We start from the raw sequence: 15,340 nt of genomic DNA, 5'->3' as shown, positions 1-15,340 counted from the left end.
GATGACCAAGAATTCCGAGACAGGACATATATCCGAAGGGGGCGGGATACTAACACGCCCCGACGATGCGACAATCGCTTACCGCAGGCTGGAAGGCAAGACTCCCGGCGTCGTGTTCCTGCACGGCTTCCATTCCGATATGGAAGGGAGCAAGGCCCTGGCTCTGGAGGCGATGTGCCAGGCCCAGGGCCGTGCCTTCCTCCGCTTCGACTATTTCGGCCATGGCAAATCGTCGGGCGATGTGGCCCTTGGCACCATCGGGCGCTGGGCCGCCGACGCCGTGGCCGTCATCGGGGAACTGACCAAGGGGCCGCAGATTCTGGTGGGATCGAGCCTTGGCGGCTGGATCGCCTTGCTGGCCGCGCTGGAGATGAAGGACAAGGTGGCCGGACTGGTAGGCGTCGCCGCCGCCCCCGACTTCACAGAAGACCTCATGTGGCAGGACTTCACCTTCGAACAGCGCCGCACCCTGATGGAAACCGGCGAACTGGAACTGCCCAATTGCCATGAGCCGGACAATCCCTGGCGCATTCACCGTTCGCTGATCGAGGATGGACGCAATCATCTTCTGCTGCGCGACCTGATCCAGATCCATTGCCCGGTCTGGCTGATTCAGGGACAAAAGGACGAGGACGTGCCGTGGCAAACCGCGTTGCGTCTGGCCGACTGCCTGGCCTCGGAACAGGTGGAGATCGTCCTGGTCAAGGACGGCGATCACCGCCTGTCGCGTGACGGAGACCTGATCCGCCTGACCAATATGGTCGCCGCCATGCTGGGCATGATCCAAGAGTTATAATGTGAAAACCTTAGTTCCGTTCCAATGCAAACCGGGTTAGGCTTTCTCCGGTCTGTATCGGAAATCCCATGCGATTGCTTGTCATCCTTTCGTTGGCGCTGACCCTGGGGGCCTGCTCCCTGGTCACTCCCGACCGCAGCGCCGAGGAAGCGCGCGCCAATGCCGATATCCGGGTCGGCCTGCACACCGCCATGACACCGGCCAATGCCTGTCCGAAAGTGGCGCGCATGCTGTCGTGGTGCGCGCGCGGGCCCAACTACCATTATCGCTGCAACACCACCCCCAATGGCAGCCGTGCCGAACTGGTGGGCGAACTCGAGGCGGTGTTCCGTACCGAGACCTTCCTGGTGGTGGATTTCATCCGCAAGGGCAACGAGACCGATGTCGCCGTGCAACAGCGCCAAAGCCGCCTGATCTACGACTATCCGCCGCTGATCGAGAAGCATCTGGCTGGCAGCCTGGATTGCCGCCCCCCCTGATTCGGGCGCTGAGTCAGGCGCTGCGCCGGACGAAATTGTCGGGATCGAGCAGCATGTCCGCCGCCACCGTCATGGTGCGTCCGCTGCCCTGATCGATGAGCCGGACATGACGCGGAATATCGGCATAGTCGAAAATCCGCTCCACCATCCAGACGCTGCCATAGGTTCCAAGCTTGTGAAAAACGTCGCCGGGCTCGATCCGGGGACCGCCCTTGCCTCGCGAAAACAACATCTTTTGCCCCAACACGGCCTTATCCCCGTCCCACTCTCCCTTTACACGGGCGGAGCGGAAGAAGTCGAGCCCTCCATGCATATTTTTTGTATCGATATAACCTGATCTAACCATTTGGCCCTCGGCCCGGGGCTTGGCATGATGGGCCATGCCCAATTCATCCACAGACGCCGAATCCGCCCACCATCTCGACCTGATCGTCGAGATGACCGGCGATTTCGCCCATTCCCTGGATATCGAGGCCGCTCTGCGCCTCGGTCTGGACCGCATCGCCCAGCGGGTGGGAGCCCAGGCCGCCTCTCTCTTCCTCGTCGATGAGGAGACCGGCGAACTGGTGTGCCGGGCCAATATGGGGCCGGTGGACGTCACCGGTTTGCGCCTGCCGCCTGGCACCGGCATCGTCGGGCGCACCATCGATCTTGGCGCGCCACAACTGGTCAAGGACACCCGCAGGGACCCGGACTTCGCCCGCGCCATCGACGCCGCCACCGGCTTCGAGACCCGGTCCATCCTGTGCGCCCCCATGACGGTGCGCGGCACAAGGCTGGGTGCCATCGAGCTGTTCAACAAGAAGGACGGCAACGCCTTTTCCCAGACGGATTCCCGGCTGCTTCAGGCCCTGGCCGCCAGTTCCGCCCTGGCCCTGATCAATGCCCGCCTGGTGGCCGACATGGCGGTGCAGCAGGGCTTGAAGCGCGAACTGGAACTGGCGTCCGAGATTCAGCGGGCCATGCTGCCCGGACGCCAGCCCGACGAATCGCCCATTCACGGCATCAACCTGCCCGCCCAGGGGGTATCGGGGGATTTCTTCGAGATCATGCCCCTGGCCGATGGCCGGTTGGCTTTCGCCATCGGCGACGTGTCGGGCAAGGGCATGAAGGCCTCGCTCCTGATGTCCAAGACCGCCAGCCTGTTCCGCTGTCTGGTCAAGCGCGAAGCCGGGCCGGGACACGTCTTGGCCGCCATCAATTCCGAACTTCTGGAAACCCGCATGCCCGGCATGTTCGTCACCATGGTCGCCGGGCTGTTTCACCCCGATACGGGAAAGGTGGTGCTGGCCATCGCCGGTCACGAGCCGCCGCTTTTGCTCAAGGACGGCATCTTCATCCCCATCGAGGGCGAGATGCCGCCGCTGGGCATCGCCGTCGAACTGTTCGCCGATGGCTGCCCGGAGACCGAGATCGCCCTGGGCGGCGGCTCCCTCTATCTCTTCACCGACGGTCTGACCGAGGCCCGTACCCGCCAAGACGCCATGCTGGAGGATGCGGGCGCCCGCGCCCTGATCCAAAGCTTCACCGGCCTGCCTGCGGGTGAACGCCTGCGGGCCCTGGTCCAGTCCCTGGAAGAAAGCGGCGGCCTGCGCGACGACGTCACCGTGATGGTGATCGAGGACCGGCGGAACGCCCCGCCCGGTTTCGAGCGCCGTTATGCCGCCCGGCCCGAGGAACTGGCGGCCATCCGCGGCGCCGTGGGCGAAAACGCGCGGCTTCTTGGCTGCCCCCAAGCCGTCATCGGCGATGTGGTCCTGGCGGTGGACGAAGCCTGTCAGAACATCATCCGTCATGCCTATCAGGGAGGGGACGGCGACATCGTCCTTCAGCTTGATCGCGAGAATGATCGTCTCGTCATACGACTTATGGATTTCGCTCCCGCCGTGGATGTGGCTAAAATCCAGCCGAGGCCGCTGGACGAGGTGCGGCCCGGGGGATTGGGGACCCATCTGATGCGCTCGATCATGGATAGCGTCGAATTTCTGCCGCCACCGGCCGGAATCGGCAATCTGCTGCAAATGGTGAAACGGATCGAACCCACATGAAGATTGAAACGCGCGCCGCTGGCGCCTCCACCATCATGACCCTGTCGGGTGAGGTGGACCTGCGCCACTCACCCACTCTGCGCAAGGCGCTGATGGATCTGATGCTGGAAAAGCGCCCTGTCGCCGTGGACCTCTCGCGGGTGGAATATATCGACAGTTCGGGCATCGCGGGCCTGGTCGAGGCCTATCAGATGGCCCGCAAGAACGATACCCGCTTCGTTCTGGCCGCCATCAGCGATCCGGTGCGCCGGGTGCTGCAACTGTCCCGCCTGGACCGGGTCTTCACCATCGCCGACACCCTTGATTCGGCCCTTGAGGGATGATGCGGTGAGCGCCGAGGCCGAACCTCAGGGATTTATCGGCTTTCTCGACCGGCTGGGACGCCGGGCGGCGGCGGCAATCGCCGAGTTCGGCTTCGGCGCCACGCTGCTGGGTGAAAGCCTCTACTGGCTGGGCATGGGAAAAAAGCGCCGCCAGCCGGTGCGCCTCGCCCCCGTGGTGGCCCAGGCCATGGAAATCGGCATCGGCGCCCTGCCCATCGTCACCGTTTTGTCGGCCACCATCGGCATCATGCTGGCCATCCAGGGCATCTATACGCTGCGCCTGTTCGGCGCGGAATCCCGCGTCTCGCTGGGCGTCGCCATGAGCGTGGTGCGCGAATTCGGGCCGCTGATCACCGGTATTCTGGTGGCGGGCCGGTCGGGCTCGGCGCTGGCGGCGCGGCTGGGCACCATGCGCATCAACCAGGAGATCGACGCCCTGACCGTCATGGGCGTCTCGCCGGTGCGCTTCCTGGTGGTGCCGCCCCTGCTGGCCATGATGGTGATGCTGCCCGCCCTGACCCTGTGGTCCGATCTGGTGGGATTGTTCGCCGCCGGTCTTTACATCGCGCCGCAACTGGGCAGCTCCATGGGCGCCTATGTGGACGAGATGACCGATCTGGTGCGCCTCAATGACGTCTGGCACGGCCTGGGCAAAAGCGCCATCTTCTCCGTGCTGATCACCCTGGTGGGCGTGGTCAACGGCGCCTCGGTCACCGGGGGCGCCGAAGGGGTCGGCCGCCTGACCACCCGGTCGGTGGTGCACGCCATCTCGGCCATCGTGGTCACCGACATGATCTTCGTCTTCATGGTGACCCGCTGATGGCCGCCCCCCCCGATAGCGCCAAGGGTAACAGCATCGAGGTCAGCAACCTCGTCACCCATTACGGCAGCCGCCAGATCCTGCACAATGTGTCGCTCACCGTGGGCAAGGGCGAGATCATGGTGATCATGGGCGGCTCGGGCTCGGGCAAGACCACCTTGCTCAGCCACCTCCTGGGCCTGAAGAAGCCCAGTTCGGGCACGGTGCGCATTTTGGGTCACGACATCGCCAAGCTGTCGCCCATCGCGCTTCAGCGTCTGCGCACCCGCACCGGCGTGGCGTTCCAGTCGGGTGCCCTGTTCAGTTCCATGACCGTGGGCGATAACATCGCCCTGCCGCTGCGCGAACATACCGAACTGGACGAAACCACCATCGGCATCGTGACGCGGCTCAAGCTGGAAGTGGTCAGCCTGGCCGGGTTTGAAAACCTGAAGCCCGCCGAATTGTCGGGCGGCATGATCAAGCGCGCCGCCCTGGCGCGCGCCATCGTCATGGACCCCGATCTACTGTTCTGCGACGAGCCCTCGGCGGGGCTGGACCCGGTGGTGGCGTCCTCCATCGACGACCTGATCCTGCGCTTGCGCGACGCCATGGGCATGAGCATCGTGGTGGTGACCCATGATCTCGATTCCACCTTCAAGATCGCCGACCGCATCTGCGTTCTGGACCGGGGCCATGTCCTGGCGCTGGACACCGTGGACGCCATCCGCGCCAGCACCGATCCACGCATCCAGAACCTGCTGAACCGCCGCACCGAAGAAGCCGAGCCCGACGCAGAATCCTATCTGCGGCGGCTGACCGGCGGCCCCGCTCCCACCCAAACCCGGACCCGCAGCTCATGAAGGATTCCCGCATCAATTACGCCATGGTGGGCGGCTTCGTGCTGGCCATGCTGGTCTCGCTGGTGGTGGTGGTGGTGGTGCTGACGGGACGGACCGGCGCCACGGAAAACTACTACACCCGGCTGGCCAATGTGGCCGGCATCAAATACGGCACAAAGGTCACCTTCGAGGGCTTCCCGGTGGGGCAAGTGGAGAAGATATCGCCGGTGCACGAAGGCAATACCACCGCCTTCCGCCTGGAGGTCTCGGTGGCCAGCGACTGGCGCATCCCCAAGGATTCCCTGGCCCGCGTCGCCGCTTCGGGCCTGCTGGCGGCGGTGACGTTGGACATCAAGGGCGGCACCTCGCCCGAGATGCTGGCGCCCGGCGCGGATATCCCCTCGGGCCCCGCCGCCAATATCTTCGCCGCCATGAACGACATGGCGGGCCAGATCACCGACCTTAACCAGACGGCCTTGAAGCCGCTGCTGTTCAGCCTGACCCAGCAGGTGGGCAGCCTGGGCGTCATCATGGAAAAGCACGCCCCCGAACTGATGGCCAATCTGCTGGCGGTCACCCAGGATCTGGCCGCCAAGACGCCCAGAATCACCGCCGATGTGGAAAAGATGACCGGCACCTTGTCGGGCAAGGTGGTCACCGACGCCAATGCCGAGCGCATCAAGGAGACCTTGAACAACGCCGCCCAGTTGTCGGCGGGGCTGCAAGACAGCCGCAAGAAGGTCGATGCCATGCTGACCTCGCTGGACAAAAGCATCACCGGCAACCAGGACAATATCGATCAAAGCATCAAGGATCTGCGCCATACCCTTCAGGCGGTGTCGCGCTCCATCGATTCGGTCACCTACAATCTGGACGGCACGACCCGGAACCTGCACGAATTCTCGCGCCAGATCCGCGACAATCCCGGCGTGCTGATCGGCGGCAACAAACGGGGCGAGGACGGCCCGGGACGGAAATGAGAGCCATGGTCATGCGCAACACGGTTACGGCAGCCCTCCTACTATTCGTGCTGACCGCCTGCACCGGACCGGCGGCGCCGCCCGACGCCTTCTACCGCATCGAGGTGGCAGCGCCCGCCCAGCGCTTGCCCAAGCCGGTCCTGCCCGGAGTGCTGGAGGTCAACCGGCTGACCTCGGACGGCGTGGCGGCCGAGCGGGCCGTGGCTTTCGCCAGAACCGAAGGCGGAGCCCTGGCCCATTACAAATACGACTTCTGGAGCGAACCGCCCGGCATTCTGCTGCAGGACCGCCTGGAACATTACCTGTCCGAATCCGGTCTGGCCGGGCGGGTGGTGACGCCCGAACTCCGCGTTCTGTCCGACTGGGTGCTGCGCGGCAAGGTGCGGCGCTTCGAGCAGATCGCCGACCGCTCCGAAGTGGTTGCCGACCTGGAACTGGCGGTGGTCGGCGCCCGTGACGGACGGTTGGTCCTGCTGGAGACCTACGCCGTGCGCATTCCCGCCGCCTCGGACCGGGTGGAGGACGCCGCCCGCGCCATGGAGAAGGCAGTAAACGAGATCTTCGCCCGTTTCCTGGCCGATCTGGCCCGGGCCTCGGCCTCCATTCCGCTCCGATGAGAAAGCCCCGCAGGGCCCCGCCGCGCACCAACCGCAACACCGTTCAGCCCCGCACCGTGGAACTGGTGGTGGACTCGGTGGGAACTCGCGGCGACGGAATCGCCCGCCTGGACGGCGAAGCGGTATTCGTCCCCTTCACCGTCGCCGGGGACCGGGTCCTGGCCCGCATCGAAGCCCGACGCGGCGACGGATTGACCGCCGCGCTGATCGAGGTTCTGGAGCCGGGACCGGGCCGCGCCATGCCGCCCTGCGCCCATTACGGCCGGTGTGGCGGCTGCTCGCTTCAGCACATGGAGGATGACCTCTATGCCGCGTGGAAGCGCGATCTGCTGATCACCCAACTGGCGCGGCACGGGCTGGCCGACGCGGTAGTCGAGCCGCTGGTGCGGGTGCCCCCCGCTTCGCGCCGCCGGGCAGCCTTTGCCTTCACACGGGCCAAGGGCGCCATCGTCCTGGGCTTCAATGGACGGTCCAGCCACACCATCATCGATATCGAACGCTGCCCGCTTCTGGATCCTGCCCTGGGGGCGGCCCTTCCCGGTCTGCGCAAGATGCTGGCCGGGATCGCCGTCGAAGGCGGCGGCGATCTGATCATGACCCTGACCGAGAATGGGCTGGACGTGCTGGTGGAATCCCCCGCCCGCCTGGATCTGTTCGAACGGGAGAGCCTGGCGGCCGCCGCCGAAGGCCTGGATCTGGCCCGTCTGCACTGGCGCCGCCCCGGCATCGGCGCGGCAGGCGGTTTCATCGAGCCCATCGCCCGGCGCCGGGCAGCCCTGGTGCATTTCGGCGGCATCGCGGTGGAACCCGCCCCCGGCGCCTTCCTTCAGCCGACCAAGGGGGGTGAACTGGCCATCGCCGAGGCCATCGTCTCGGCCATACCCGAAGGGGTGCCGGTGGCCGATCTCTATTGTGGCTGCGGCAGCTTCAGCCTGCCCCTGGCACTACGCGGCCCGGTCCACGCGGTCGAGGGAGAACAAGGACCCGTGGCGGCCCTGGATGCCGCCGCCCGGCGCGAAGGCCTGGCGCTTTCCACCGAAGTGCGCGACCTGGCCCGCCGTCCCCTGGCCGTCCACGAATTGAAGGCCTACCGCGCCGTCATCCTCGACCCACCCCGCGCCGGAGCCGCCGCCCAGGCCGCCGAACTGGCCCGCCCCAATCCCGCAGGACCGGCCACCATCGCCATGGTGTCATGCAACCCGGCGACCCTGGCCCGCGATCTTCGCACCCTTTGTGATGGCGGCTGGCACATCGAACATATCGTTCCCATTGATCAGTTCCCGTGGTCCACCCATCTCGAGGCCGTCACAATCCTTCGCTTGTGACATATTAAATATGCCGATAGTATGATTATGTACCATAGGTGAAATCCCGGATACTCTCACCCATGAGCCCGACCCTCGATACAAAGCTCTCAGAGCTTCTCTGCGCCCGTCTGTGCCACGATCTTGCCAGCCCCCTGGGCGCCGCTTCGGCCGGCATGGAATTGCTGGAAGACGGCGACGACCCGGAAACCCTCGCCCTGGTCTCGGCCAGCATGGCGGCGGCCACGGCACGGCTGAAATTCCTGCGGGCCGCCCTGGGACCGGCCAATGACATGCCGCACACGCCGAAATCCCTGGGCGACCTGATCCGTGCCTATCTCAATGGAGCGGTGACCGGCGGCATCACCCTGGACTGGTCCAGCGATCGTCCGGAAATGGACGGAGAGACGGCAAGGCTGCTGCTCAATCCGGTTCTGATCGCCCGCGACGCCCTGCCGCGCGGCGGCCGGATCTCGGCCCGCTGCGAATCGTCCCAAGGGGGCGGCGACGCCGGTTTGCGGGTCATTGCCTCCGGAGAGGGCCTGGGGCTGACCGCCGAGGCCCGCCTTGTGTTGCTCGACGACGCCCCGCCTTCCGGGCCACGCGGCGCCCAGGCCTGGTTCGCCCTGCACCTCGCCCGAGGCAAGGGCTTGAAAATCAGGCTCGATCACGGGCCGATGGAGATTTCGATCATGGCCTGACAGGCAATGTGGGAAAAATCGTTTCGCAAGCGGATTTACCCTGTTCTGGGTTCTTCTAAAGACATCCTCGCCGTGCTATTAGTCGGCATGGCCTGTCCGGTTCGGATGGGGGGAGAGGTAGTTTTGGTGCCGCCTGCGCGTACTGAAACAGGACCGTATGGAGTCGATCATGGATGATCTCCTCAGTGAATTTCTGACTGAGACATCGGAAAGTCTTTCCGTTCTTGACATTGCCCTGGTGAATCTGGAGCAAAACCCCAACGACCCACAGATTCTGGGCAATATCTTTCGTCTGGTCCACACCATCAAGGGCACCTGCGGCTTCCTCGGATTGCCGCGCCTGGAACATGTGGCCCATGCGGGCGAGAACGTGCTGGGCAAGTTCCGCGATGGGGAACTGGAAGTCACCCCCGATGCCGTGACTCTGATCCTGCAGTCCATCGACCGCATCAAGCTGATCCTGGGCCATCTCGAGCAAAACGAGTGTGAGCCCGAGGGCAGCGACGAAGATCTGATCGAGCGCCTCAACGCCATGGCCGAAGGACGCGCCGTCGGCGCGCCGTCCGCTCCGCCGCCGCCCTCGCCGCCCATGCCGGAATTCGAACCGGTCTTCGCCGGAACCCCCGCCGCGCCGGAACCCGCCGCCGCCGCGCCCGCCCCGGCCCCCGAGCCCGAACCGGAACACGAGCACGAGCCGGAGCACGAGCCGGTCAAGGCCAGCGTCCCCGCCACCACGGCCCAGCCGTCGGCTCCCACCGCGCCGCCGGTTCCCGCTGGCGAGGCCAAGGAATCCGCCGTCGCCGCCCAGACCATCCGCGTCAATGTGGAGCTTCTGGAAAACCTGATGACCCTGGTGTCGGAACTGGTGCTGACCCGCAACCAGCTCCTCCAGATGGTGCGCGGCAAGGATGACAGCGAATTCGCCACGCCGCTGCAGCGCTTGAGCCACATCACCACCGACCTTCAGGAAGGTGTGATGAAGACCCGCATGCAGCCCATCGGCAATGCCTGGGCCAAGCTGCCGCGTATCGTCCGTGACCTCGCGGTCGAAATGAACAAGAAGATCGACCTCCAGATGCTCGGCGCCGAGACCGAACTGGACCGCCAGGTTCTGGAGTTGATCAAGGACCCGCTGACCCACATGGTGCGCAACTCGGCCGATCATGGTCTGGAAGGCACCGAGGAACGCAAGAAGGTCGGCAAGCCCGAAGTGGGCAAGATCGTGCTGAACGCCTTCCACGAGGGCGGCCACATCATCATCGAAATCTCCGACGATGGACGCGGCCTCAATCTGGACCGCATCAAGCAGAAGGCCATCCAGAACGGCATCGCCACCGAATCTGAACTGGATGCGCTGACGCCGCAGCAGATTTACCAGTTCATCTTCAAGGCGGGCTTCTCCACCGCCGAGAAGGTCACCAGCGTGTCGGGCCGTGGCGTCGGCATGGACGTGGTGCGCACCAATATCGAAAAGATCGGCGGCACGGTCGAGTTGAAGAGCCAGCCCGGCAAGGGCTCCTCCTTCATCATCAAGATCCCGCTGACGCTGGCCATCGTCTCGGCCCTGATCGTCGAATGCGCCGTCGAGCGCTTCGCCATTCCGCAGATCAGCGTTCTGGAACTGGTGCGCGTCACCAATAATTCCGAACACGGCATCGAGATGATCAACAACGCGCCGGTGCTGCGCCTGCGTGATCGCCTTCTGCCCCTGGTCTCGCTCAAGCGTCTGCTCAAGCTGGCCGAGAGCGAGGAGGAGCAGCAGGAAACCTTCATCGTCGTCACCCAGGTGGGCACCTACACCTTCGGCATCATCGTCGATCGGGTGTTCGACACCGAGGAAATCGTGGTCAAGCCCGTGGCGCCGATCCTGCGTCACATCTCCATGTTCTCGGGCAACACCATCCTGGGCGACGGTTCGGTGATCATGATCCTCGACCCCAACGGCATCGCTGGCGCGACCGGCGAATCGGGCATGATGGGCGCGGGCACCCGCGACGCCGAGGCCCAGACGGTGCGCGAGAGCCATGCCGATCTCAAGACCTCGCTGCTGGTGTTCCGCGCCGGTGGCGACGATCTCAAGGCGGTGCCGCTGGCCCTGGTGGCGCGCCTCGAGGAGATCGAGGTCGGCGAGATCGAACACAGCCATGGCAAGCCCATGGTCCAGTACCGTGGCCATCTGATGCCGCTGATCGCCATCGACGGCATCATGAACTTCCGCGACGAGGGCCGTCAGCCGGTGCTGGTGTTCTCGGACAAGGATCACACCATGGGCCTGGTGGTCGACGAGATCGTCGATATCGTCGAGGACCGCCTGAAGGTGGAACTCTCGGCCGACAATCCCGGCGTCATCGGAACCGCCGTCATCGCGGGCAAGGCCACCACCATCATCGATGCTGGCTACTACCTGCCGCAGGCCTTCGGCGACTGGTTCGGACGCAACGACAAGGAATACGGCAATGCCGACTTCCATCCGCCGCGCGTCCTGCTGGTGGACGACTCGCCGTTCTTCCGCAACCTGCTGACGCCGTTGCTGTCGGTGGCTGGCTACGAGGTCATCTCGGTGGACGGCGCCGACAAGGCCCTGCAACTGCGCGAGCGTGGCGACGAATTCGACGCCATCATCAGCGATATCGAGATGCCGGGCATGAGCGGCTTTGACTTCGCCACCGCGGTTCGCGCCGACGGCCGCTGGGGCACCATCCCGATGGTGGCCCTGTCGTCGCACGCCACGGAAAAGGACTTCGAGCGCGGCCGTCAGGTCGGCTTCAACGACTACATCGCCAAATTCGACCGCGATGCGTTGTTGCAGACCCTGGCTTCCACCATCGCAGCCTCCAAAGGTGCCGCATGAATCAGTTAGTTCCCGCCGGAAAGCGCCCTGGAACGGAGCTTGCCGCTCCCGAGACCCAGGACTTCGTGACCATGTTCATCGAAGGCCAGTTGTTCGGAATCCCCGTGCTGACCGTTCAGGACGTCCTGGGTCCGCAGAAGATCACCCGCATTCCCCTGGCGCCCCGCGAAGTGGCGGGGTCCTTGAATCTGCGCGGCCGCATCGTCACCGCCATCGACGTGCGGCTCCGCCTCGGCCTGAAGAAGCGGGCCGAGGACAAGAAGGGCATGAGCGTGGTGGTGGACCAGTCGGGCGAGCTATACTCCCTGATGGTCGATCAGGTGGGCGAGGTCCTGTCGCTGCCCGCGGCCAAGTTCGAGCGCAATCCGCCGACACTGGATCCCCATTGGCGCGACTTTTCCATCGGCATCTACCGTTTGGATGATAAGCTGCTGGTGGTGCTTGATGTCGGCAAGCTGCTGGATTTCACGCGGAACGAATAGTATAGGCATGGGGTAAGGGACCACGAAGGGGTGGCACCCCCCTCGAGGGGAATAAGACCGCCCTTCCATCGGAGGCAAGCTTGGGCATGAAGTCCTGTCTGATCGTTGACGACTCGAAGGTCATCCGTATGGTGGCCAAGAAGATCCTGCACGAGTTGAGTTTCAAGACCGAGGAGGCCGAGGACGGCGCCGCGGCGCTTGAAGCCTGCAAGCGCGCCATGCCGGATGCGGTGCTGCTCGACTGGAACATGCCGGTCATGAACGGCATCGAGTTCCTGCGTGCCATGCGCCAGCTTCCCGGCGGAGATCATCCCATCGTGGTGTTCTGCACCACCGAGAATGATATCGAACACATTCAGGAAGCCATCACGGCGGGCGCCAACGAGTACATCATGAAGCCCTTCGACAGCGAAATCCTTCAGGCGAAATTCTCGCAAGTCGGACTGCTGTAGCCCCTGTTCCGGTGATTTAAACCCATGGCCATTGATTCCTCCTCTCCGGCCGCCGACTCTATCCGGGTCATGCTGGTCGACGATTCCGCAGTGGTCCGCGGTCTCGTCACCCGCATCCTGGAAGGTGAAGCTGGCATTCAGGTCGTCGCCTCGGTCGGAAACGGCCAGATGGCGCTGGCCTCGCTGGAGCGCAACGAGATCGACGTGGTCATTCTCGATATCGAGATGCCGGTGATGGACGGTCTGACGGCTTTGCCCAAGCTGCTGCAGATCGACCCCGGCCTCAAAGTCATCATGCAGTCGACCCTGACGCTCAAGGGTGCCGACGTTTCCTTGCGCGCCATGCAGATGGGCGCCGCCGACTATATCCCCAAGCCCACCTCCACCCGCGATCTGGCGGGCGGCGTGGACTTCAAGTCGGAACTGGTCGGCAAGATCCGTGCCCTCGGTCAGGCGCGGCGCGCAGGCGCCCGCCCGGCCCGTCCCGGCGGCCCGCCCGCGACCCGCCCCGTCACCTCGCCCGCCACGCCGCGCAGCCCGGTCGCCATCCATCCGCCAGGACCGCTGCAATTGCGCAGCAATACCCCGGAACCGCCGGACATCATCGCCATCGGGTCCTCCACCGGCGGCCCGCAGGCCCTGTTCACCCTGCTGGGGACCATGAAGGCGGGAACCGTCCGCCAGCCCATCGTCATCACCCAGCACATGCCCGCCACCTTCACCACCATCCTGGCCGAACATATCAGCCGCGTCTCGGGCTGGGAGGCCCGCGAAGCCCAGGATGGCGAAGTGATCCACAGCGGGCGCGTCTATATCGCGCCGGGCGACTTCCACATGGTGGTCGAAACCAAGGGTACCGACAAAGTGCTGCGATTGAACAAAAATCCCCCTGAAAACTTCTGTCGTCCCGCCGTCGATCCCATGCTCCGGTCCATCGCCGCTGCCTATGGCAAGCGTGTTCTGGCCTGCATCCTGACGGGAATGGGCGCGGATGGCATGAAGGGTGGTCAGGCGGTGGTCGCCTCGGGCGGTACGGTTATCGCCCAGGACGAGCCCACCTCGGTTGTGTGGGGCATGCCGGGGGCAGCGGCGACGGCGGGCATCTGCTCGGCCGTCCTGCCGCTGCCGGAAATCGCCCCTTGGATCATGAAACTGGCGGCGAGGCGCTAAACCCATGCGGCCCGAAGATTTCGATTTCGTCGCCAAGTTGCTCAAGGACCGGTCCGGTCTGGTCATCACGCGCGACAAGGCCTATCTGCTGGAAAGCCGGCTCACCCCCGTGGCGCGCAAGCGCGGCCTGAAGGGTCTGGATGATCTCGTTTCGGGCCTGCGGTCCGCGGGCGAGGATCTGCTGCGCGAAGTTACCGAGGCCATGACGACCAACGAGTCGTTCTTCTTCCGTGACATCAAGCCCTTCGACCAGTTCAAGAATGTCGTTCTGCCCCATCTGCTGGCCACCCGCGCCGCCAAGAAGTCGTTCCGCATCTGGTCGGCGGCGTCCAGTTCGGGCCAGGAAGCCTATACCCTGGCCATGGTGCTGAAGGAAGAAGGCGCCAAGCTGGCCGGATGGAAGATCGAGATCGTCGGCACCGACATCTCCACCGAAATGCTGGAAAAGGCCAAGGCGGGCCTTTACTCCCAGTTCGAGGTGCAACGCGGCCTGCCCATCCAATTGCTGGTCAAATACTTCAAGAAGACCGCCGAGATGTGGCAGATCGACCCCGCCATCCGCGGCATGGTCCAATACCGCGAATACAACCTGCTGCACGACCTGAAGCCCTTGGGCCAGTTCGACGTGGTGTTTTGCCGCAACGTGCTGATCTATTTCGACCAGCCCACCAAGACCCGCGTCCTGGACAATATGAGCCGGGTCATGCCCGATGACGGCTTCCTGTATCTGGGCGGCGCCGAAACGGTGCTGGGCATCTCCGACAAGTTCAAGCCCATCCCCGATCAGCGCGGCGTCTACTCCACCACCCGCGCCCCGGCCGGTATCGGCACCACCAAGTAGCGCTTCGTCCCTTTGGACGGCGCAAAGCCCCTTCCGGGACACCGGGAGGGGCTTTTTCGTGGCGTGTCACCAATCCCCGGAAAGATTCACCACGAAGGCACGAAGGCATGAAGCAAAGAGACGAGATAACCTCTTCTCCGTGATCCTTCGTGCCTCCGAGCCTTCGTGGTGAATCACGCCGCCTGCCCATCAGAAACACCAAAAGGGCCCGTGGTTGCCCACGGACCCTTTCGACGTATTTACCCAGCGAAGCCTTAGGCCGCGGCGGTGTCCTGCTTGGACGCCAGAGCGCGCTCGATGCGCTTCTTCAGGCGACGAGCCTCGGCGCTCAGCTTGGTGGTCGCCACCGAGAGCAGGAAGGAGTCGATGCCGCCATTGTGCTCGATGGTCTTCAGACCATTGGTCGAGATGCGCAGGCGCACCGCGTGACCCAGAGCGTCGGACAGCAGCGAGGCTTCCTGGAGGTTGGGCAGGAACCGACGCCGGGTCTTGTTGTTGGCGTGGCTGACGTTGTTGCCGGTCAAAACGCCCTTGCCGGTGATGGCGCAGCGACGTGCCATGGTAAAATCCTCGCTTCAAGTCGTTCGCCGGATCGCCGGTTCGGCCAATGCCGAGGCTATCCGTGGAAAATTGGCCCGATCTTCCGATCGGAGGA

Annotated in this window: 17 protein-coding genes; 15 read left to right on the top strand and 2 right to left on the bottom strand. The window is 64.5% G+C overall.

Annotated features, from left to right (window positions below; genetic code table 11):
• Window position 1 precedes the first annotated feature (1 nt).
• Together CCC_RS18665 and CCC_RS18660 are read left to right on the top strand one after the other, a co-directional pair.
• The gene (locus tag CCC_RS18665; RefSeq protein WP_052473314.1) at window positions 2–796 is read left to right on the top strand and encodes an alpha/beta hydrolase; all 795 of its coding nucleotides are present in this window, start codon (window positions 2–4) and stop codon (window positions 794–796) included.
• Window positions 797–864: 68 nt separating this feature from the next.
• Window positions 865–1,275, top strand: coding sequence for a hypothetical protein (locus tag CCC_RS18660; protein WP_041042306.1), 411 nt, complete (start codon window positions 865–867; stop codon window positions 1,273–1,275).
• Window positions 1,276–1,288: 13 nt separating this feature from the next.
• On the opposite strand, the gene CCC_RS18655 is transcribed toward CCC_RS18660, so the two are convergent.
• Window positions 1,289–1,657 (bottom strand): hypothetical protein, encoded by a 369-nt coding sequence (locus CCC_RS18655; RefSeq protein WP_041042304.1) that lies wholly within the window; start codon window positions 1,655–1,657, stop codon window positions 1,289–1,291.
• On the opposite strand from CCC_RS18655, the gene CCC_RS18650 reads away from it, so the two are divergent.
• From CCC_RS18650 to CCC_RS18590, 13 genes are all read left to right on the top strand, one after another.
• Window positions 1,656–3,323 carry a SpoIIE family protein phosphatase gene (locus CCC_RS18650; protein WP_009870841.1) on the top strand — a complete coding sequence of 556 codons (1,668 nt, stop codon included), beginning with the start codon at window positions 1,656–1,658 and terminating at the stop codon, window positions 3,321–3,323. The two genes, CCC_RS18655 and CCC_RS18650, sit on opposite strands and share 2 nt — an antisense overlap.
• On the top strand, window positions 3,320–3,646 hold the full coding sequence (locus CCC_RS18645) for an STAS domain-containing protein (protein ID WP_009870842.1): 327 nt from the start codon (window positions 3,320–3,322) through the stop codon (window positions 3,644–3,646). The genes CCC_RS18650 and CCC_RS18645 overlap by 4 nt, the downstream gene beginning before the upstream one ends.
• A 4-nt stretch (window positions 3,647–3,650) precedes the next feature.
• Complete coding sequence (locus tag CCC_RS18640) at window positions 3,651–4,466, top strand: MlaE family ABC transporter permease (protein ID WP_009870843.1); 816 nt, start codon at window positions 3,651–3,653, stop codon at window positions 4,464–4,466.
• Window positions 4,466–5,308: an ABC transporter ATP-binding protein gene (locus CCC_RS18635; protein ID WP_009870844.1), complete on the top strand. Its 843-nt coding sequence runs from the start codon at window positions 4,466–4,468 to the stop codon at window positions 5,306–5,308. The genes CCC_RS18640 and CCC_RS18635 overlap by 1 nt, the downstream gene beginning before the upstream one ends.
• Complete coding sequence (locus CCC_RS18630) at window positions 5,305–6,267, top strand: MlaD family protein (RefSeq protein WP_009870845.1); 963 nt, start codon at window positions 5,305–5,307, stop codon at window positions 6,265–6,267. The genes CCC_RS18635 and CCC_RS18630 overlap by 4 nt, the downstream gene beginning before the upstream one ends.
• A gap of 11 nt (window positions 6,268–6,278) precedes the next feature.
• Window positions 6,279–6,884 carry an ABC-type transport auxiliary lipoprotein family protein gene (locus CCC_RS18625; protein ID WP_236686411.1) on the top strand — a complete coding sequence of 202 codons (606 nt, stop codon included), beginning with the start codon at window positions 6,279–6,281 and terminating at the stop codon, window positions 6,882–6,884.
• Window positions 6,881–8,209 (top strand): class I SAM-dependent RNA methyltransferase, encoded by a 1,329-nt coding sequence (locus CCC_RS18620; RefSeq protein ID WP_052473312.1) that lies wholly within the window; start codon window positions 6,881–6,883, stop codon window positions 8,207–8,209. Before CCC_RS18625 ends, CCC_RS18620 begins: the two co-directional genes overlap by 4 nt.
• Before the next feature lie 62 nt (window positions 8,210–8,271).
• Window positions 8,272–8,889, top strand: coding sequence for a histidine phosphotransferase family protein (locus CCC_RS18615; protein ID WP_041042302.1), 618 nt, complete (start codon window positions 8,272–8,274; stop codon window positions 8,887–8,889).
• Between the two features lie 169 nt (window positions 8,890–9,058).
• Entirely contained in the window at window positions 9,059–11,740 is a 2,682-nt protein-coding gene (locus CCC_RS18610; RefSeq protein WP_041042629.1) for a hybrid sensor histidine kinase/response regulator, read from the top strand.
• The gene (locus CCC_RS18605) at window positions 11,737–12,222 is read left to right on the top strand and encodes a chemotaxis protein CheW (protein WP_009870851.1); all 486 of its coding nucleotides are present in this window, start codon (window positions 11,737–11,739) and stop codon (window positions 12,220–12,222) included. Before CCC_RS18610 ends, CCC_RS18605 begins: the two co-directional genes overlap by 4 nt.
• An 86-nt stretch (window positions 12,223–12,308) precedes the next feature.
• Window positions 12,309–12,674 (top strand): response regulator, encoded by a 366-nt coding sequence (locus CCC_RS18600; protein ID WP_009870852.1) that lies wholly within the window; start codon window positions 12,309–12,311, stop codon window positions 12,672–12,674.
• A gap of 24 nt (window positions 12,675–12,698) precedes the next feature.
• Window positions 12,699–13,844, top strand: coding sequence for a protein-glutamate methylesterase/protein-glutamine glutaminase (locus CCC_RS18595; protein WP_009870853.1), 1,146 nt, complete (start codon window positions 12,699–12,701; stop codon window positions 13,842–13,844).
• Between the two features lie 4 nt (window positions 13,845–13,848).
• Window positions 13,849–14,685, top strand: coding sequence for a CheR family methyltransferase (locus CCC_RS18590; RefSeq protein WP_009870854.1), 837 nt, complete (start codon window positions 13,849–13,851; stop codon window positions 14,683–14,685).
• 254 nt (window positions 14,686–14,939) lie between these two features.
• On the opposite strand, the gene rpmB is transcribed toward CCC_RS18590, so the two are convergent.
• Entirely contained in the window at window positions 14,940–15,245 is a 306-nt protein-coding gene (gene rpmB, locus CCC_RS18585; RefSeq protein ID WP_009870855.1) for a 50S ribosomal protein L28, read from the bottom strand.
• Window positions 15,246–15,340: the final 95 nt, after the last annotated feature.

The organism is Paramagnetospirillum magnetotacticum MS-1 (assembly GCF_000829825.1).
Classification (GTDB): domain Bacteria; phylum Pseudomonadota; class Alphaproteobacteria; order Rhodospirillales; family Magnetospirillaceae; genus Phaeospirillum; species Phaeospirillum magnetotacticum.
This window is presented reverse-complemented; position numbering and strand designations above follow the sequence as displayed.